This window comes from Arthrobacter sp. R4-81, assembly GCF_054792365.1.
Genome location: NZ_CP096445.1, coordinates 2,047,242 through 2,064,380, shown reverse-complemented (window position 1 = coordinate 2,064,380; position 17,139 = coordinate 2,047,242). Strand labels below are relative to the sequence as shown.

General features: G+C 62.5%; 17 protein-coding genes. 6 read left to right on the top strand and 11 right to left on the bottom strand.

Annotated features, from left to right (window positions below; translation table 11 throughout):
• Positions 1–6: 6 nt before the first annotated feature.
• Positions 7–1,470: a protein adenylyltransferase SelO gene (locus M1E05_RS09725; RefSeq protein ID WP_461165117.1), complete on the bottom strand. Its 1,464-nt coding sequence runs from the start codon at positions 1,468–1,470 to the stop codon at positions 7–9.
• Positions 1,471–1,479: 9 nt separating this feature from the next.
• The gene (locus tag M1E05_RS09720; RefSeq protein ID WP_461165116.1) at positions 1,480–2,250 is read right to left on the bottom strand and encodes an MBL fold metallo-hydrolase; all 771 of its coding nucleotides are present in this window, start codon (positions 2,248–2,250) and stop codon (positions 1,480–1,482) included.
• 89 nt (positions 2,251–2,339) lie between these two features.
• On the opposite strand from M1E05_RS09720, the gene M1E05_RS09715 reads away from it, so the two are divergent.
• On the top strand, positions 2,340–3,893 hold the full coding sequence (locus tag M1E05_RS09715; RefSeq protein ID WP_461165115.1) for an HNH endonuclease: 1,554 nt from the start codon (positions 2,340–2,342) through the stop codon (positions 3,891–3,893).
• Between the two features lie 34 nt (positions 3,894–3,927).
• Here the strand turns inward: M1E05_RS09715 and M1E05_RS09710 are convergent, their stop codons facing one another.
• The 4 genes from M1E05_RS09710 to M1E05_RS09695 all read right to left on the bottom strand — a co-directional run bounded on the left by M1E05_RS09710 (position 3,928) and on the right by M1E05_RS09695 (position 6,005).
• Positions 3,928–4,176, bottom strand: a complete 249-nt coding sequence (locus M1E05_RS09710) for a hypothetical protein (protein ID WP_247045912.1) — start codon at positions 4,174–4,176, stop codon at positions 3,928–3,930.
• A 75-nt stretch (positions 4,177–4,251) separates the two neighbouring features.
• Positions 4,252–4,587 (bottom strand): dienelactone hydrolase family protein, encoded by a 336-nt coding sequence (locus M1E05_RS09705; RefSeq protein ID WP_461165114.1) that lies wholly within the window; start codon positions 4,585–4,587, stop codon positions 4,252–4,254.
• 27 nt (positions 4,588–4,614) lie between these two features.
• Positions 4,615–5,031: a hypothetical protein gene (locus tag M1E05_RS09700; protein ID WP_461165113.1), complete on the bottom strand. Its 417-nt coding sequence runs from the start codon at positions 5,029–5,031 to the stop codon at positions 4,615–4,617.
• Positions 5,032–5,102: 71 nt separating this feature from the next.
• Positions 5,103–6,005, bottom strand: coding sequence for a LysR family transcriptional regulator (locus tag M1E05_RS09695; protein ID WP_461165112.1), 903 nt, complete (start codon positions 6,003–6,005; stop codon positions 5,103–5,105).
• Positions 6,006–6,098: 93 nt separating this feature from the next.
• Between M1E05_RS09695 and M1E05_RS09690 the strand changes: the two genes are divergently transcribed.
• The 4 genes from M1E05_RS09690 (at position 6,099) to M1E05_RS09675 (ending at position 10,561) form a co-directional block, all read left to right on the top strand.
• Positions 6,099–7,304 (top strand): NAD(P)/FAD-dependent oxidoreductase, encoded by a 1,206-nt coding sequence (locus tag M1E05_RS09690; RefSeq protein ID WP_458111089.1) that lies wholly within the window; start codon positions 6,099–6,101, stop codon positions 7,302–7,304.
• A gap of 41 nt (positions 7,305–7,345) precedes the next feature.
• The gene (hglS, locus tag M1E05_RS09685) at positions 7,346–8,758 is read left to right on the top strand and encodes a 2-oxoadipate dioxygenase/decarboxylase (RefSeq protein ID WP_458111090.1); all 1,413 of its coding nucleotides are present in this window, start codon (positions 7,346–7,348) and stop codon (positions 8,756–8,758) included.
• A 26-nt stretch (positions 8,759–8,784) separates the two neighbouring features.
• The gene (amaB, locus tag M1E05_RS09680) at positions 8,785–10,323 is read left to right on the top strand and encodes an L-piperidine-6-carboxylate dehydrogenase (RefSeq protein ID WP_461165111.1); all 1,539 of its coding nucleotides are present in this window, start codon (positions 8,785–8,787) and stop codon (positions 10,321–10,323) included.
• Positions 10,324–10,462: 139 nt separating this feature from the next.
• Complete coding sequence (locus M1E05_RS09675) at positions 10,463–10,561, top strand: hypothetical protein (RefSeq protein WP_461165110.1); 99 nt, start codon at positions 10,463–10,465, stop codon at positions 10,559–10,561.
• A gap of 452 nt (positions 10,562–11,013) precedes the next feature.
• Here M1E05_RS09675 and M1E05_RS09670 read toward each other — a convergent pair whose 3' ends face one another.
• Positions 11,014–11,631, bottom strand: coding sequence for a MerR family transcriptional regulator (locus M1E05_RS09670; RefSeq protein WP_461165109.1), 618 nt, complete (start codon positions 11,629–11,631; stop codon positions 11,014–11,016).
• A 52-nt stretch (positions 11,632–11,683) separates the two neighbouring features.
• Here M1E05_RS09670 and M1E05_RS09665 point away from each other — a divergent pair, with 52 nt between their 5' ends.
• Positions 11,684–12,121, top strand: coding sequence for a hypothetical protein (locus M1E05_RS09665; RefSeq protein WP_309105335.1), 438 nt, complete (start codon positions 11,684–11,686; stop codon positions 12,119–12,121).
• Positions 12,122–12,333: 212 nt separating this feature from the next.
• Here the strand turns inward: M1E05_RS09665 and M1E05_RS09660 are convergent, their stop codons facing one another.
• The 4 genes from M1E05_RS09660 to nrdF all read right to left on the bottom strand — a co-directional run bounded on the left by M1E05_RS09660 (position 12,334) and on the right by nrdF (position 17,111).
• Positions 12,334–13,209 (bottom strand): carbohydrate ABC transporter permease, encoded by an 876-nt coding sequence (locus tag M1E05_RS09660; RefSeq protein ID WP_461165108.1) that lies wholly within the window; start codon positions 13,207–13,209, stop codon positions 12,334–12,336.
• Entirely contained in the window at positions 13,206–14,087 is an 882-nt protein-coding gene (locus tag M1E05_RS09655) for a carbohydrate ABC transporter permease (protein WP_461165107.1), read from the bottom strand. Before M1E05_RS09655 ends, M1E05_RS09660 begins: the two co-directional genes overlap by 4 nt.
• 3 nt (positions 14,088–14,090) lie before the next feature.
• Positions 14,091–15,446: an extracellular solute-binding protein gene (locus M1E05_RS09650; RefSeq protein ID WP_461165106.1), complete on the bottom strand. Its 1,356-nt coding sequence runs from the start codon at positions 15,444–15,446 to the stop codon at positions 14,091–14,093.
• A 690-nt stretch (positions 15,447–16,136) separates the two neighbouring features.
• A complete protein-coding gene (gene nrdF, locus M1E05_RS09645; RefSeq protein ID WP_458111097.1) occupies positions 16,137–17,111 on the bottom strand; it encodes a class 1b ribonucleoside-diphosphate reductase subunit beta in 975 nt (324 codons plus the stop codon).
• Between the last annotated feature and the right edge of the window lie 28 nt (positions 17,112–17,139).

Genomic DNA, 17,139 nt, shown 5'->3' with positions numbered 1-17,139 from the left:
GCTGGCTCAGGTTCCGCAGAAGGTCCGGTAGGGGCCGAAGTCCACGGGGGCGGGGGCTGCGTAGCGCTCCAGACCAGGCCGCTCGTCGTACGGGTCGGTCACCGCATCCAGGAGCTGTTCGAGCGGACCCAAGTCGCCCAGCGTCGCAGCCCCGAGGGCTTCTTCAACGAGATGGTTGCGGGGAATATACACAGGATTGACCCGGTCCATCGCGTCAGCGTCCGGGTGCAAGGCACGCCAACGCTCTACCCAGGCATCGAATGCCGCCAAGTCCAGAACCATGCCCCGCGCCGGCTCAGCCTGGCCGCGGGCGCTCTTGCCGAGGTTCCGGAAAAACGATGTGTAGTCGACGCGCCCCTCCTGAAGGAGAGCCAGGAGCTCATCGACGAGAGGCGACGTCACGTCGTCGTCCACCTCCTTGTGCAGGCCCAACTTGGCCTTCATGCCAGCCAACCAGGCGGCGCTGTACTGTGAACGGAACGCCTCAAGTGACTCCACCGCCAGGGCGACGGCCTGGTCCTGATTGTCGTGCAGAAGGGGCAGCAGGGCCTCCGCAAGGCGCGCCAGGTTCCACTCGGCCACAAGCGGCTGGTTGCCGTAGGCATAGCGTCCGGTCTGGTCGATGGAGCTGTAAACCGTGGCGGGGTCGAACCCCTCCATGAAGGCGCAGGGGCCATAGTCGATGGTCTCGCCTGAGATTGTCACGTTGTCGGTGTTCATCACTCCATGGATGAACCCCACGAGCATCCACTGGGCGACGAGGGACGCCTGTGCCGCTGTCACGGCCTGGAACAGCGCGAGGTACGGGTTCTCGGCCTCGGCCGCCTCAGGGTAATGACGCGCGATGGCATGATCGGCCAGGCGGCGGAGCAGGTCGACGTCGTCCGTTGCCCGGGCATACTGGAAGCTGCCCACGCGCAGGTGACTGCTCGCTACGCGTGTGAGCAAAGCCCCTGGCAACTGCTTTTCGCGCTGAACCGGCCGTCCCGTTGCCACCACGGCGAGGGACCGGGTTGTGGGGATGCCAAGGGCATTCATGGCCTCACTCACGACGTACTCGCGCAGCATGGGACCGACTGCTGCCAATCCGTCACCACCGCGGGCGAACGGTGTGCGCCCCGAGCCTTTGAGGTGGAGGTCGCGAAGCCGGCCGTTGGCGTCCACTACCTCCCCGAGCAGGAGTGCCCGTCCGTCGCCGAGACGGGGGCTGTACCCGCCAAACTGGTGGCCTGCATAAGCCTGCGCTACGGGAGTGGCATCCTCGGGAAGGCTGTTACCGATCAGCAGAAGCAACCCGTCGGAACTCCGCAGGCTGGTGGGATCGAGGCCCAGCTCAATGGCGAGGGGCTCATTGAGTACGAGGAGCTTCGGGTCAGAGACTTCCTCCGCCTGCCAGGGAATGGCCATTTCAGGCAACTCACGGGCGAAGCGGCCGTCAAAAGCGACGTTTGTCTGGGCTACAGAACTCATCTATAAAGACTACCTTCGGCGTCCTAAGAGCTCGACGACGGCGTCCGCCGGACGCATCCGCAACGCCGGCCCGTGCCCCGGCAAAATCAAGGAGGCATCGACGTCGGACAGGCGCCTTAGTGCCTCCCGAACGTCGCCGGGCCGGCTATGGAACATGGGATGCAGCATCTGAACCACACCTGTCTCCTTGCTCACCGGATGGCCCGTCACCAGGGCATCACCCGTAGCCACCGCCTGGGCGCTGGGCAGCCAGAAAACAGTGTGGCCCGGTGTGTGGCTAGGAACAAGTACGGCCCGCGGCGAGCCGGGAAGCGCCAGGAGCTCATCGGCGGCCCATGCTCGTGCCCTGGTCGCAGGCTCTGCGGACAAGGCGCCGGCCCTGATAACGTGCAGCATCCAGCGGAAGACCCGGGGCCGCCATACCCGTCGCAGGACCTGGCCCAGCGTCACCTGGTGTTTTTCCTGACCGCGAACATGCGCCTCCTCCTCCGGACTGCAGAGGATCGGGGTGCCGTACTCCCTGGAGAAATGGGCAGCCGAACCTGTGTGGTCAACATGGCCGTGAGTGATCAGCATCGCCTTGGCCTCTGCAGACTCGAGACCGACGTATCTGAGCGAGGCCAGAACGTGCTCGAGATCCCGAGGGTAGCCGCCGTCGATGAGGATGAAGTCACTCCCCTCACGAACAATGATCCAATTCGACGCCGGGCCCTCGACGAAGAACACGCCCTCCGCTGGCTCCGTGATCCTCTGATCGGGGAGCCAATTAGCATGACGCATGGCGTACTCCTTGAGTTTGAGGTGGCGTAGCACTGTTAATGCTCACGGGACACCGCTTTAATGTCAGAGCCTCCTGGAAGACTCTGTCCATGGGGGATATTCAGGGGTCGACGGCGGTACTCGCTTTGGCGGGCAGCCGCGGCACGTCTGTGGGCGATGTGCTGTCGGCCTTGGCGGGGGTGCGTCCCTGCGGTGACGGTGCCGGGCTCATTGGGCAGTTGCGGGACCTGGAGGACCTGAAGTCCGCCGCGGCAGCGCTGCAGGCCCGCATCGCCGTGGCTTTCGACGCCGACCAGCGCCGCACCCAGCGGGCGGCCGGGGTGCCTGCTGCCGAACTGGGCAAGGGCGTGGCCGCGCAGATCGCCCTGGCCCGGCGCGAGTCCCCCGCCCGCGGCGGCCGGCTCCTCGGCCTGGCCAAAGCCCTCGCCACCGAAATGCCCCACACCCTCGCCGCCCTGCAGACCGGACAGCTCAACGAATGGCGCGCCACCCTCCTGGCCAGGGAAACAGCCTGCCTCACCGCCCAGGACAGGTGCGCGGTCGATGAAGAACTCGCCGCAGACACCGGAGCGCTCTCCGGGCTCGGGGACCGCGCCCTCATCGCCGCGGCCCGCACCGCCGCCTACCGGACCGATCCCCGCTCCCTGGTCACCCGCGCCGCGAACGCCCACACCGACCGGCACGTCAGCCTCCGCCCGGCCCCGGACACCATGACCTACCTCACCGCCCTGCTCCCCGTCACCGCAGGCGTCGCCGTCCACGCCGCCCTCACCCGCCACGCCGACACCCTCACCACCACCAACACCGGCACCGGTGCCGGCACCGGTGCCGGTGCCGGTGCCGGCCCGGATACCCGGTCCCGCGGGCAGATCATGGCCGACACCCTCGTCGAACGGATCACCGGAACCCCCGGCGGGATCACCGGCATCGAAATCCAACTCGTCATGACCGACCGCACCCTCCTCCAAGGTGACAGCGAACCCGCACGCCTGCCCGGCTACGGCATCGTCCCCGCCCACTGGGCCCGCACCACCATCCACCCCACACACCTGCAGCCCACGGACTCCGGGCAAGCTCTCAAGGCCACTCCCGACACCGGCCCCAACGCAAACAAGCCCCTGAACGTGTGGCTCCGCCGGCTCTACACTGCCCCGGCTACTGGCGACCTGATCGCCATGGACTCCCGCGCCCGGCTCTTCCCACCCAGGCTCCGCCGCTTCATCCAGGCCCGGGACCACACCTGCCGCACCCCCTACTGCGACGCACCCATCCGCCACGTGGACCACGTCATCCCCTGGCATCAAAACGGTACCACCACCACAACCAACGGCCAAGGCCTCTGCGAAGCCTGCAACCACACCAAAGAAACCCCCGGCTGGACCACCCACACCCACCCCGGCCCGCGACACACCACCGAACTCCACACCCCCACCGGCCACACCTACCACTCCACCGCCCCACCCCTCCCCGGCACACCACCGATGGGTGTAGCTGAACCCCGAACACCAATACCCGACTCATCACCACCCCGGACACCACCACATGACCGGCAGCACACCCCTGCCTTCCGCATACGGCGAGAACTCCGGCATCGAGCTAAGGCACTCAAACGAGCCCGGAATTCAGCGGTAATCGCTGCCTGAAGCGGGTAGGGACACCGCGGCGGGGAAGAAGAAGTTAGAAGTTAGCCGGCCAGGAGAGATGCACGTGGGCTTCGCTGGCGTCAGCTCGCCCGTCCCCGCCTGAGGTATTCCAGGAGTCGGTGACAAGGGCGTTGTTTGCGACGTCCTCCAGGGTCACGGATATTCCCTTGCTGGCCAGGCCGGCTTGCAGTTCCTGACGGGCTTTGATAATCGCCTGATCGCGTGTGTGAGGTGCGCCCGTGGCATCAGAATAAGGAACGGTAACTGTCCAATATGCGATCATGGCCCTTACTTTGACAGCCGGTCGATCAAAACTCAACACCCTAACGGTGGCCGAACTTGTGGTTGGCCGAACACCTCAGACGTACCTGCCGAACCAAGCCAGAGTGTCGTTCCAAGCGGCAGTTGCCTGCTGCTCGTTGTAGCGGTCGGAGGTGTCATTGTGAAAGGCGTGGTCGACGCCCGGATAGACCTTGAGCTCGTGGCGGACATCAGCGGCGGCCAGGGCATCTCGAAGAGCTGGCATTGCTCCGGTGATCCGTCTATCAGCATAGACGCCAAATACAGCCGGCTTGATGTCCCGGACCTTCTCCAGATCAGGAGCAGGCCCGTAAAACGCAGACGTTGCCTTCAGCCCAGGCAATTCCGTCGCTGCGTGCCACGTGATGCCTCCGCCAAAGCAGAAGCCAGTCATGGCGATCCGCTCAGGGTCAACACGCCGTCAACCGCGGTTCTCGTGGCAGATCAGCACAGCTGGTCCGGTGGCCCCCGCATCCGGATGCGCAAGATAGCCGCTGACGTCGGTTTTGCTGGAAGGAAACCGCACCGTCGTCGTGATCAGGCCTGGGGAACCTTCAGGGACCGAAAGCGGACTTTTTGCTCCCGGCACCGCTCCACCGGGAGCGGTACCTGTCCCCGTGGGCGACGAGGAGGATTCCGGTGTCGGCATCGGGTCCGTGCTGCGCGGAACTTCATTCGGCATGCAACCGACCAGGAGCATTGCAGCCGAAGCTTCCGCCATACTCCCAGTGATAAACGCAACCCGCCTGGTGAACGTGCGTTGCGTCATCTCACCGGCGCGGTAATCATCGAAGAATTCCTCGATGAGATACTTTTCAAACTTGCCAAGCTGGAGCATAAGGAACCTCCTGGAGTTGCCGCATATCCTCCTCCGAAGCACCTTCTACGGCAAGGCATATTGAGGCTGCCTCAAGCAGAGAAGGCGTGAATCAGGGCATCCCTAACGGCACTGACACTTTCCTTTTGCAGTGCCGACGAGCGGGCAATTGCGACGATGCTGCGGTGTGTGTTGCCGGGAAGCTTCGCGACGGGACTGTCTGTGGGCCGGAGGCCCATCATGAGCGGCGTGGCCAGCGTAATACCCACACCGGATTCCGCCAGAGCGATCGAAACGGCAGTATCCGTCACCGTGTGTTGCACTTTTGGCTCTATGCCGGCTTCCGCGCAGGCGAAGCGGCATGCCCTGCCGAAATATGTCTCGACCGGGGGGAGCACCCAGTCTGTGGCGTTGGCGTAATCCACCAGCGCGCTGCGGTCATTGGCAATGTCCATGGCTTCGGGAGGAAGCACCATCAAAAACGGCTCGTGGTGGAGTACTTCCACCTTCACGCCGCGGAGAGGTGGTTGGGGCGCGTTCTGATAGCTCAGGCCCAAGGCTATGTCGATCTGGTAGTCGAGGATCGCCTGCGGCATTATTTCGACGTCGACTTCCGTGGCTTGGATGACGACGTTCGGGGACGTTTTTCGCAGATGCTCGATGGCAGGGCCTATGGCCGAAACCGCTGCGGATCCAAAGACTCCGACCGAAACCACGGTTCTCTGCTCGGACTGGGGTCCGCTAAGGGCAATCGCAGCCTTTCGTTCGTCCTCAAGGAGGACGCGGGCATGCCGAAGCAGAGTCACGCCTGCGTCGGTAAGGGTGACCCGCCTGCCATCGCGGGCAAAGAGGGAACGCGGGAGCCCAGCCTGAAGTGCCGCCATCTGCTGGGACACAGCTCCGGGAGTTAATCCCAGTGCTTCGGCCGCTGAAGTCATGGTGCCCACCTCGGCCACCACTTTGAAGGTCTTAAGCTGCTCGAACGTCCACTTCATATAGCAATTCTATACAAACCGTTGACAATCTATCGATTGACCTAAACAGCCGCCACGTCGAAGCTGGATGAAGGGAACGGTGGAAGGATCAGCATGCAGACAAAGCACGTGGACAATGTTGTTCCCCTTGTGAGGTCCTCCGCATGCCCACTACCCGCAGCAGGAGATGTCATTATTCTCGGCGGCGGAATCATGGGAACCAGCATCGCCTTTCATCTGGCTGAGGCTGGAGTAAACAACCTCGTCCTGGTCGAGCGTCACGCGCTCGGATCGGGATCTTCTGCGAAGCCGCTTGGCGGCGTGCGGGCAACGTTCTCAGATCCCGGCAACATCAAACTTGGCCAACGCAGCCTTGAAGCTTATGAACGGTTCGGCGAGAAGTTCAAAACTGACATCGGCCTCCGTCAGGTGGGCTATCTCTTCCTCTGCCGGAATGAAGCTGAGCTTCTGCAGGTGGAAGACAGCACGCACATCCAAAATCGTCTTGGCGGCTCGAGCCGGATGGTTTCCCCTTACCAAGCTCATCAAATCAATCCCTTCATTGATCCGCAGGCGCTGGTCGCTGCCTCTTACTCCCCGCGGGACGGGTTCGCTCAGCCTTCCAAGGTGGTCCGTGCCTATGCGGAAGCCGCCCAGCAACTGGGAGTGACCATCTGCCAGGATACGGAAGTCCTGGACATCGACGCCTCTGGTGGTGAGGTAAGGGCCGTTCATACCAACCGCGGCTCGATCCTGACTTCCACAGTCGTCTGCGCGGCCGGTGCCTGGTCAACCAGGCTGGGAGCGATGGCCGGCGTTCATTTGCCAATTGAGCCGGTCCGGCGCCAGATCGGAATGACTCCGCAGGGGGCCAAAGCACTCCCCACCGTTCCCTTCACCCTTGACCTCTCCACGACGCTCTATTTCCACAACTACCTGAACGGAATGCTCTTGGGGATTTCGAACCAGGACCAGGAACCGGGGTTCTGCCGGGAGTTCGACTACCAGTGGCTGCCGGCCTTCAACACCGCCGCGGAAGTTGTAGCGCCGTCCCTGGCAAACCGGGAACTGGAAGTCGGCTGGGCAGGACTCTACGAAAACACTCCGGACCACAATGCCATGATCGGTAGTTCCGAAACTGTGGCCGGGTTCATGTACGCCACAGGGTTCTCGGGCCACGGTTTCCTGCAGGGGCCGGCGGTGGGCGAACTTATCCGGGACATGTATCTGGGGAGGGAATCTTTTATGGACCCGGCCCATTTCAGCGCCGCAAGGTTTGCTGGCGAACTCTCCCGGCTCAGGGAAGTACACATCATTTGAGCCGCTCAGGCAAAGCGCAGCACCAGAAAGGACAACAGCCCATGTCAACCACAACCAAACTGCAGCTTTGGGAACTGCGGGCCGAATTCGCCCTTCGCCTGGCGACGCTTTACGGCAATGAAGTTCCGGCCTACAACACCCTCGTGGACGTCTCACGGGAGGTCAACGAGGACTTCATCCGCCAAAACGGGCAGGATGCGGAACGGCTGGGGAGCATCCAGAGGGTTACTGCAGAACGCCATGGCGCCATCCGGGTTGGGTCAGCCAGGGAACTTGCCCAATTGGCGCGGCTCTTCGCAGCCTTCGGCATGTATCCGGTCGGCTTCTATGACCTACGGGACGCGTCCAAAAGCTCAGTTCCAGTTGTATCGACGGCCTTCCGTCCTGTCGATGGCGGCGAGCTGGCCAAGAACCCGTTCCGGGTGTTCACCTCGATGCTCACTCACGACGACCGGCGGTTCTTCGATGAGGAAACCCAGAAGCTGCTTGAGTCCTTCATTGCAGCCCGCACACTGTTCAGTGAGGAACTTCTTGAGCTGGCGGACACGGCGAGCGCGGAGAAGGAATTGGCGGCGGAAGAGGGCACCCGTCTTCTGGACCTTGCGACGGCGGCTTTCGAACTTTCCCGGAAACCTGTCGACCATGACTGGTACTTCAGACTCGAACGCATCTCCGCGGTGGCGGCGGATATCGGCGGCGTGCGGTCCACCCACATCAACCACCTCACACCGCGCGTCCTGGACATTGATGACCTCTACGCCCGGATGGAAGCCCGTGGAATCGCCATGATCGACGAGATCCAGGGTCCGCCGAACTGGGAAGGACCGGACGTCCTGCTCCGCCAGACATCCTTCCGCGCCCTTGCCGAGGAACGGAGCTTCCGCCATGCCGACGGCGGCGTCCGCCCCGGATCGCTCCGCGTGCGCTTTGGAGAGGTAGAGCAGCGCGGCATCGCTTTGACCCCACGCGGCAGGGACATCTACGACAGGATGGTGGCCGACGTCGACACTCGGCTCGCCGAGGCCCCGCCGGGGGCAACCCGGGTAGAGGTGGCCGAGCAGGTCTGGCGCAAGATCCTTCCGGACAGCGAAAAGGAACTCGCCCTCCAGGGCTTGGGGTATTTCACCTACCGCGTGGCCGCTCCGCGACAGTCCATTGCACAGCCATCCGCTTCCCTGCGTGAGCTCGTGGAGGCAGGCGTCCTGATCCCCGAGCCCATCGTCTACGAAGACTTCCTGCCGCGCTCGGCGGCTGGGATCTTCCAGTCGAACCTCGATGACGACGGCTCGCGTGACGAGGAACAACTGGGCACCCCCTACGACATCCACCGCCTGTCAGAAGTTCTGGGAAGCAGAATATTTGATCCCAATGATCTCTACGCAGCGCAGCAATCTGAGTCCGTCAAAGAGGCCGAGCGCCAACTCGGCGTCACCATTACCGGCCTCTCCTCCTGACCCGCCCCTACCGAAAGAAGGCAATCATGACCACCCTCATCTCCTCCATCCCGGCGACTGCTGAAATCGCCGAAGAAGTTCGCAAGAGCCTCGAGGCAATCGGAGTCGATCCGGCCTCGGTCATCGGGACGCACGAAACACGCTCCCCCATTACAGGGGAAGCCATCCTGCACACCAAAGTCCATAACGACGTCGACATCGAATCAGCCATCGCTCAAGCCGCGGAAGCCTTCAAGAGCTGGCGCAATGTCCCGGCTCCTGTCCGCGGGGCGCTGATCAAGCGCTGGGGTCAGCTGCTGACCGAGCACAAGGAAGATGTCGCCACCCTCATCACCGCCGAGGTCGGGAAGATCCGTTCCGAGGCCCTCGGCGAAGTCCAGGAAATGATCGACATTGCTGACCTTGCGGTCGGGCAGTCCCGTCAGTTGTATGGCAAGACAATGCCCTCGGAGCGGCCCGGTCACCGCCTAGGGGAAACCTGGCACCCGCTCGGCGTGGTCGGCATTATCTCGGCCTTCAACTTCCCTGTTGCCGTGTACGCGTGGAACACTGCCCTCGCCCTGGTTGCCGGAGACACGGTTGTGTGGAAGCCTGCGGACGCAACACGCCTGTCCGCCCTTGCTGTCGACGCCCTTCTGGCACGCGCAGTCAAGGATGTTGGAGCGCTGGATGGAATCCACCAGCTGATCCTGACCGATCGTGTGGGCGGACAGAAACTGGTTGAAGATCCGCGCATCGCTCTCGTCTCAGCCACTGGTTCCGTGCGCATGGGCAAGGAAATCGCGCCGATTATCGCCGAACGCTTCGGCCGCGTCCTGCTGGAACTTGGCGGCAACAACGGGGCAATCGTGGCGCCCTCGGCGGATCTTGACCTTGCCTTGCGCGGCATTGTGTTCTCGGCCGCCGGTACAGCGGGCCAGCGCTGCACGTCACTCCGCCGGCTCATCGTTCACTCATCGATCGCCGACAGTCTTGTCAGCCGGATCGTGGATGCCTACCGCACGCTGAACATTGGCAGCCCCACCCAGGAAGAAACCCTGGTGGGACCGCTCATCAACGCCAGCAGCTTCCGGGCCCAGCAAGCCGCGCTGGCTCAGGCCTTGGCCGAAGGCGGCGAGGTGGTTTACGGCGGCAACCGCGTTCTCGCAGAAGACCAGCCCGGTGCTTTCTACGTCGAACCGGCGGTCGTACGCATGCCGACCCAAACCGCCGTCGTCCACGACGAAACGTTCGCCCCCATTCTGTACGTCATGACATACGACTCCCTGGATGAGGCCATCGAGATCCACAACGCTGTTCCCCAGGGCCTGTCTTCGGCAATCTTCACGCAGGATCAGGGCGAAGCCGAACGGTTCCTCTCGGCCAGCGGATCCGACTGCGGGATCGCCAACGTCAACATTGGAACGTCCGGAGCCGAAATTGGGGGCGCCTTCGGCGGCGAAAAGGAAACCGGAGGCGGCCGCGAGTCCGGCTCCGATTCCTGGAAGGTCTACATGCGCCAGGCCACCAACACCATCAACTTCTCCGGGGAATTGCCGCTCGCCCAAGGTGTGAAGTTCCTCTAAGGGAAACCATCCATGACCAGTACCAGGGAACTGGCTCTGTTGTACCTGACGTCCTTGAGCTGATGGACACCGACCAGGCGCTTAGCTGGGCGGCACGCTCAGCGGTGAACACGGCGTTGGATCACTGAAATACGGTTCCTTGGACAAGCAACTGGATCCTGCCACGCGAGCTGCGCACCTGAGCATAGAAAAGGCCTTTGACCCGCAGGGAATCCTTACCCCTGGCCGCGGGGTGTAAGCCGCTTGCTAGCGGTGCTCGGTTCTCCAGGTGCACATCAGGGCTGCGGTGCCGCGGGTGCTGTCGCCAACGGAATCCGCGCCGCAAGTGATTCCGAATGTGACGGATCCGAAAGGTACGTCCATGCCGGCCGAATGTCCGGAGCCTTCATCGGCAGTCGGAGGGGCAACTGGGGTGACATGAACTGTTCGGTTCAGCACCGGTACTGTCTGGCACCCAGTCAGAAGCAGCGCCCCCGCTGCCAGGAGAAGGGCTGCTGCTCTCCGTGCGGACGGGTTTTTCCTCAGTGAGCTGGGGCTCGAAATCAGCCCCCGTACTGTCAACACAACTGCGGGAACCTGGGTTCGGGACAGGTGTCCGCACCGAATGGTTGGAGTGAACTTCGCATATGCAAAAGCTGTGTAGGACGCATTTCTGAAGCTTATGGGAAGGGACTGACAATAAGCCGGGGATTATGCCCCACCGGGGCGGCCGCCGAGTTCGGAGCTGCTGACATCCTGGTGGGCGAGGCGCCGCAGCGCCGCGAGAATCGGTTCGTAGAGGGCTGTGCCGAGCACGGCGTACTGGATCGCAGCCTTTGCGTCGCCGGAAGGAACCTGAGCAATATCAATCTGCGCAATGGCACGCAGGTGCTCACCATAGCCTTGCAGCCTTTCCGCGCTCATTGGCATCCCTACAGACTCGGCAGCAGCGAGGGCGCGCTCGAGCTGGGCAACAGCGGGATACGAGGGGTCGTAGATCCAACCGAGCGTCTCGATCGCCGATCGCGCCCTCGCGAGGTCTTCCACGTCGTCCTCGGCATAGGGCGGAAGCGCCGCAACGGCCTCCCCAAGCGTTACATACAGGTCGGTCCGTGGGGAGTCGATGAGGCCCAGCACCACTTTGGTCTTCGCGACGCTCAGCCCCACGACGTCTGTCAATGCCCGGATCAAGGCGAGTCGACGGACGTGGTCCTCTCCATAGAGCGCCGACGTCGCGCCGGTCGACTCGCCCGGAGGCAGCAAACCCTCACGCAGGTAGTACTTCACGGTTGCCACCGGCACGCCGGACCGTTCGACTATCTCTGACATGCGCAAAGTGTTCCCCTTGATTAGATAGTTCTAATATCCAATACTGGATACTATGACTATCCAACCACAAACTGTCCTGCTTATTGGAGTCCTGCTGCTGTTCCTTGTGACCGTGGAGTCGGGCGGATACTTCCTCACGAAGGTTGTACGCCAGCACGTTCCGGCGAACGACCTGCAGAAGGGCTTCTTCCGCGCGGGCCACGCCCACGCGGCGGTGCTGCTGATGCTGAGCATCTTGATCCTGCTGGTCTTGGACCAGGTTCAACCAGTGACGCCGCTGGAACTCGTCGCGCGCAACGGCGTGCCCCTCGCGGCGATCCTCATGCCTGCGGGCTTCTTCCTCTCCGTGACGGGCAAGGATCCACAGCGGCCCAACAGGCTTATCGCCCTGTTGTGGCTTGGTGCTGCCAGCCTCACGGCAGGCCTGCTCGCTGCCGGGATCAGCCTGGTGATAGCCGGAGCCAGCGGACTTCAGGGCGTGGCCTCTTGACGCCGTGAGCTAGTGGCTTTTTGTGCCCCACAATTCCGGTTCCCCACCGGCGGGGCCTTCAGCTACGTGGGAGGCGATGACCCGCCAGGCCGGGCCGACAAGCTGCACGGATCTGGGGTTCTCTACAACCCGGACCCACCCCGGTCACCAGGCACATGTGGACGACACCACTCCGTTCGCAACGTCGTCGAGGCAATCGACCGACCGCGCGCTTAGCCCTTGACCGCCCCGGACAACGCGAACGATCCGCCGGCCCCGCGCGCGACCAGAACGTACAGGACCAGGACCGGCACCGAATAAAGGATGGAGAATGCGGCCAGCTGGCCGTAGGCGATGGCTCCATGCTGGCCGAAGAAGCTGAAGATCGAAACGGACGCAGGCTGTTTCGACGGGGACAGCAGGAGTATGAAGGGCACGAAGAAGTTGCCCCAGGTCTGGATGAAAACGAAGATGAATACCACGCCCAGGCCCTGGCGCATTAGGGGCAGCACCACGGTGCGCAGGGCCGTCAGCCCGGAGGCACCGTCCATCCAGGCGGCTTCTTCCAGCGAGACGGGCACCGTGTCCATGAAGTTCTTGGTCATCCAGATGGCCATTGGCAGGGCCGTTGCCGCCATAAAGAGAACGGTTGACGGCACGGAGTCCAGCAGCCGCAACTGGACGAACAGGCCGTAGACGGGAACCATGATCGCAGTGATGGGCAGGCAGGTCCCGCACAGGATCGAATATAGGAACGGCTTGTTGAACCTGGACTGGAACCGGGAAAGCGGGTAGGCGGCCAGCACGGCAGCCGCCAGGGTCACCGTTGCCGTCCCTCCGGAGAGCAGCAGGCTGTTCCATAGCGGCCTGAGCAGCAACTCCGGCGTGAGGACCGCCGCAAAGTTGGTGAGCGAGGGGTTGGCGGGCAGCTGTGTCTGGTAACCGGCGTTGGTATCCAGCGAAGCGAATACCAGCCACAGTAACGGCAGCAGAAAGCAGGCGCCGATCAGCAGCAGTGCGGCATCTGCCGGAGCACTGGCCCTGCGGCGTTCCGGCGGGGTTAACCTCCGGTTAGCGGTCCGCCGGGCCGCCTGTTCCGCCGTCGTCATCGATTGGCCCCCTTGAGCAGCCGGACGTATGCAATCCCGAACACCAGGCCCAGGACAATGAGCACGGAGGCGATGGCGGTGCCGTAGCCGATGTCGCCGAACTTGAAGGCCTCCTGATAGGCAAGGACCGGCAAAGTGGTGCTCGCATTGGACGGTCCGCCGGCCGTCATCACCCAGATCAGGGTGAAGACCGCCAACGTCTGGAGGGTCACGAGCATCAGGTTGGTGGCAATGCTGGACCGGATCAATGGCAGCGTGATGAACACCAGCCGCTGCCGGTTGGATGCGCCGTCCATGAGGGCGGCTTCGGAGATCTCCTGCGGCACGTCGGCGAGGGCCGCCCGGTAAACCAGCATAGAGAAAGCGGTGCCGCGCCAGATGTTGGCGAGCACCACGGCCACCATGGGGAACGCGTACAGCCAGTCGGCACCGGCCCAGCCCGCACCCGCGAGCAGCTGGTTGAGCGTCCCGTCCTTGCTGAAATAGGCGTAAGCGGCGAAAGCAGCAACAATCTCGGGAAGCACCCAGGCCGCCACCACGGCGGTTCCCACGACGGCGGAAACGGGCTTCCGGGCACGCGTCATCAGTCCGGCAATCAGCAGTCCCAGCAGGTTCTGGCCTACTATCGCGGACGCCACCACGAAGACAACCGTCAAGACAACTGAGGCCGGGAACGCGGAGTCGGTCAGCAGCCGCGCGTAGTTGTCGACGCCGGTCCAGGCCGGATTCCTGGCGTTCCGGCCGGTAAGGGCCGCATTCGTGAAGGAGGCGTGGAAGGACCACAGGACGGGCGCCGCGAGGAAAAGAAGGAGCAGCAGGACGGACGGCACAACCGGCAGCAGCCGGAGCTGCTGCCGGATGGACTTGCGTGCACTCATGCGTTATTTCTGCAGAACCTTGGCGTCACCCACCAGGTCCCTGACTGTCTTGTCGTATTGCTCGGCTGCCTCCCGCGGCGAGAGCGTACCCGTGATCACTGCTTCAGTGGCAACCTGCACGGCCGCGGAGATCCGTGGGTAGTCCGCTGTTGCGGGCCGGTAGTGGGTGACGGAAACGAGTTCTGACACGTCCTTGACGAACGGGTTGGCCGCCAGATAGTCGGGTTCGGCGGCAACGTCTGACCGGACTGCGATTTGGGAACTCGCAATGGTGAACGCCAGTGAGTTCTTCTTGTTCAGGGCCGTTGCAAGGAACTGGAACGCCTGGTCCGGATTCTTGGAGTCAGCACCGACGGCCAGGGTCCAGCCGCCCGACATGCTGACGCCGCCCGGCTCCTGGCCGCGCTGGGTGGGGAACTTAGCCACGCCCATATCTTCGGCGTAGCCTGCCCACTCGTAGCTGCCGCCCTTCTGCCAGAACGACGGCGAGTAGGAACCTTCCACGACGGCCCCCATTTTGCCCTGCGGCAACCATTCGCCGAAGACCTTCTTCCAGACATTCGCGTCGAGCGCCTCGGCAGGCGTAACAGCCAGTTTTTCGTCGTAGAGGGTTTTCAGGAAGGCCAGCGAATCGGTGAAGCCCTGCGAACCGACCACCCACTTCTTCTCCTGCTGGGCATACAGCTCACTGTCCGTGCCATACAACAGCTCGTAGAAGCTTTGCATCACGCTACCTTCACCGGACGCCTTGCCGGCGTACATGTTGAAGGGAACCACGGACGGATCCGCAGCCTTCATTTTGCGGGCAGCGTCGAGGATTTCATCCCAGGTCCGGGGCTGCCAGGGCACGGCGATCCCTGCCTTTTGCAGGACCTTCTTGTTGTACCAGATGCCGCGGGTGTCAGTGCCCAGCGGGACAGCGTAGATTCCGCCGTCGTCACCGGTGCCGGCAGCTTTGACGGCTTCACTGTAGGCTTTCCAGTCGTCCCACTTCTCGAGATAACTGTCCAGCTTCAGGAGGTATCCGGCGTCGACGTCCGATCGCACTTTGAAGGTGTCCTCGTAAAAGACGTCAGGTGCGGTTTCCGGGGACCTCAGGGCCAGTGCAAGCTTGGTGCCATAGTCGTCGTCGTTCGCCTCGATGGGCTGCAGCTCAACGGTGGTGCCTTGATTGGCAGCTTCAAAATCCTTCTTGGCATCCTTGAACAGGGTGTCGAGGGCGGTAAAGGAGTCTGTCTTTTGGTAGACGATCTTCAATGTCCGGTTTTCTGCGGCCGGCTGTTCCGGGGAACAGGCCGATGATGCCAGCAGCACTGCCGCAGACAACAGTGCCACGAGTAATCTGGCAGGGCGGTGCATGACGCTCCAATCTTCGAGCGGCTGCAGCCCCCAATATCCTCCAGCTGGCCCCAGCCTGTATGCAATTTCAGTTGAATATCACCCACAAACAAAGCGGCGGGAGCCGGTCCTCAGCCTTCAAGCACTCAGATAAAAAGAATAGACCGGGAAGAACCTGGGAATCATCGATTCTCTCGCGCCGGAACCCGTGTCCTCCAGGGCGTGGTCGTTGGACCTCTCCCCTGAGTCGTTCCCTGGTTTGACTGTCATCGACATTCCCGCACTGCTTGGCACCAGCTGGCCCCCTCTAGCCTTCAGTTTCCGACCACCCAGGAAAGCTTGCGGCCGCCCCTGGAAGTCCAAGCAGCAAACGCGCCCCGAAGTAGGACGTGAAGCGGTGCTGAAAGTGGCCAAGCGAATAAGCTGGCCAAGTTAGTTGGCCGCGCCAATCAAAGAAACACAAGCTCGAGGGTAGCTACGATCCTCTGCCTCAGTCCATGCGAGGATCCCCCTTCCCCAGGCTGGCCATCATCGCATCGGTACTAAAGCCGGCACGACTGGCGGGTACAGTCGCGAGCAACCAGCCCTCACATCTTCAGCCTTGCGAGTCCTGCCTATTTGCGAACTCCGCCAATGAGCGAAGGGTTGGCACCACGATACGATGCCGCGGTGCCAACTGCTGCGTCTTATTGCCCCGAGCTAACAGGGGAACTAGAAGTCCCAGTCCTCGTCCTCGGTGTTAACAGCCTTGCCGATCACATACGAGGATCCTGACCCCGAGAAGAAGTCGTGGTTCTCATCCGCGTTCGGGGACAGAGCCGAGAGGATGGCCGGATTCACATCGGTGACGGAAGCCGGGAACATGGCCTCGTAGCCCAGGTTCATCAGCGCCTTGTTGGCGTTGTAGTGCAGGAACTTCTTGACGTCTTCGGCCAGGCCAACGGAGTCGTAGAGGTCGTGTGTGTACTGGACTTCGTTCTCATACAGCTCGAAGAGCAGCTCGAACGTGTAGTCCTTGATCTCCTGCTTGCGCTCCTCGGAAAGTCCCTCGAGGCCCTTCTGGAACTTGTAGCCAATGTAGTAGCCGTGCACTGCCTCGTCGCGGATGATGAGGCGGATCAGGTCAGCCGTGTTCGTCAGCTTCGCCCGTGAGGACCAGTACATGGGCAGGTAGAAGCCCGAGTAGAACAGGAAGCTCTCCAGCAGAGTGGAGGCTACCTTGCGCTTCAGGGGGTCATCGCCCTGGTAGTAGTCCATGACGATCTGAGCCTTCTTCTGAAGGTTCTCGTTCTCGGTGGACCAGCGGAATGCCTCGTCGATCTCCTTGGTGGAGGCCAGAGTGGAGAAGATGGACGAATAGCTCTTGGCGTGCACGGACTCCATGAACGCGATGTTCGTGTAGACGGCCTCTTCATGCGGGGTGATGGCGTCCGGAATCAGAGAGACAGCGCCAACGGTGCCCTGGATGGTGTCCAGCAGGGTCAGTCCAGTGAACACACGCATGGTGAGCTGCTGCTCGTCCGGGGTGAGCGTTGCCCAGGACTGAATGTCGTTGGACAGCGGCACCTTCTCCGGCAGCCAGAAGTTGTTGACCAGGCGGTTCCAGACGTCAACGTCCTTGTCGTCCTGAATACGGTTCCAGTTGATGGCTTCGACGTGCGTCAGCAGCTTGACCTTCTCGGTCATTTCGTCCCCTAAAGGTTGGGTTTCTTCT

Excerpts from the sequence above, each read along its gene's own strand:
- M1E05_RS09725 (WP_461165117.1), bottom strand. The coding sequence starts at position 1,470 with ATGAGTTCTGTAGCCCAGACAAACGTCGCTTTTGACGGCCGCTTCGCC.
- M1E05_RS09720 (WP_461165116.1), bottom strand. The coding sequence starts at position 2,250 with ATGCGTCATGCTAATTGGCTCCCCGATCAGAGGATCACGGAGCCAGCG.
- M1E05_RS09715 (WP_461165115.1), top strand. The coding sequence starts at position 2,340 with ATGGGGGATATTCAGGGGTCGACGGCGGTACTCGCTTTGGCGGGCAGC.
- M1E05_RS09710 (WP_247045912.1), bottom strand. The coding sequence starts at position 4,176 with ATGATCGCATATTGGACAGTTACCGTTCCTTATTCTGATGCCACGGGC.
- M1E05_RS09705 (WP_461165114.1), bottom strand. The coding sequence starts at position 4,587 with ATGACTGGCTTCTGCTTTGGCGGAGGCATCACGTGGCACGCAGCGACG.
- M1E05_RS09700 (WP_461165113.1), bottom strand. The coding sequence starts at position 5,031 with ATGCTCCAGCTTGGCAAGTTTGAAAAGTATCTCATCGAGGAATTCTTC.
- M1E05_RS09695 (WP_461165112.1), bottom strand. The coding sequence starts at position 6,005 with ATGAAGTGGACGTTCGAGCAGCTTAAGACCTTCAAAGTGGTGGCCGAG.
- M1E05_RS09690 (WP_458111089.1), top strand. The coding sequence starts at position 6,099 with ATGCAGACAAAGCACGTGGACAATGTTGTTCCCCTTGTGAGGTCCTCC.
- hglS (WP_458111090.1), top strand. The coding sequence starts at position 7,346 with ATGTCAACCACAACCAAACTGCAGCTTTGGGAACTGCGGGCCGAATTC.
- amaB (WP_461165111.1), top strand. The coding sequence starts at position 8,785 with ATGACCACCCTCATCTCCTCCATCCCGGCGACTGCTGAAATCGCCGAA.
- M1E05_RS09670 (WP_461165109.1), bottom strand. The coding sequence starts at position 11,631 with ATGTCAGAGATAGTCGAACGGTCCGGCGTGCCGGTGGCAACCGTGAAG.
- M1E05_RS09665 (WP_309105335.1), top strand. The coding sequence starts at position 11,684 with ATGACTATCCAACCACAAACTGTCCTGCTTATTGGAGTCCTGCTGCTG.
- M1E05_RS09660 (WP_461165108.1), bottom strand. The coding sequence starts at position 13,209 with ATGACGACGGCGGAACAGGCGGCCCGGCGGACCGCTAACCGGAGGTTA.
- M1E05_RS09655 (WP_461165107.1), bottom strand. The coding sequence starts at position 14,087 with ATGAGTGCACGCAAGTCCATCCGGCAGCAGCTCCGGCTGCTGCCGGTT.
- M1E05_RS09650 (WP_461165106.1), bottom strand. The coding sequence starts at position 15,446 with ATGCACCGCCCTGCCAGATTACTCGTGGCACTGTTGTCTGCGGCAGTG.
- nrdF (WP_458111097.1), bottom strand. The coding sequence starts at position 17,111 with ATGACCGAGAAGGTCAAGCTGCTGACGCACGTCGAAGCCATCAACTGG.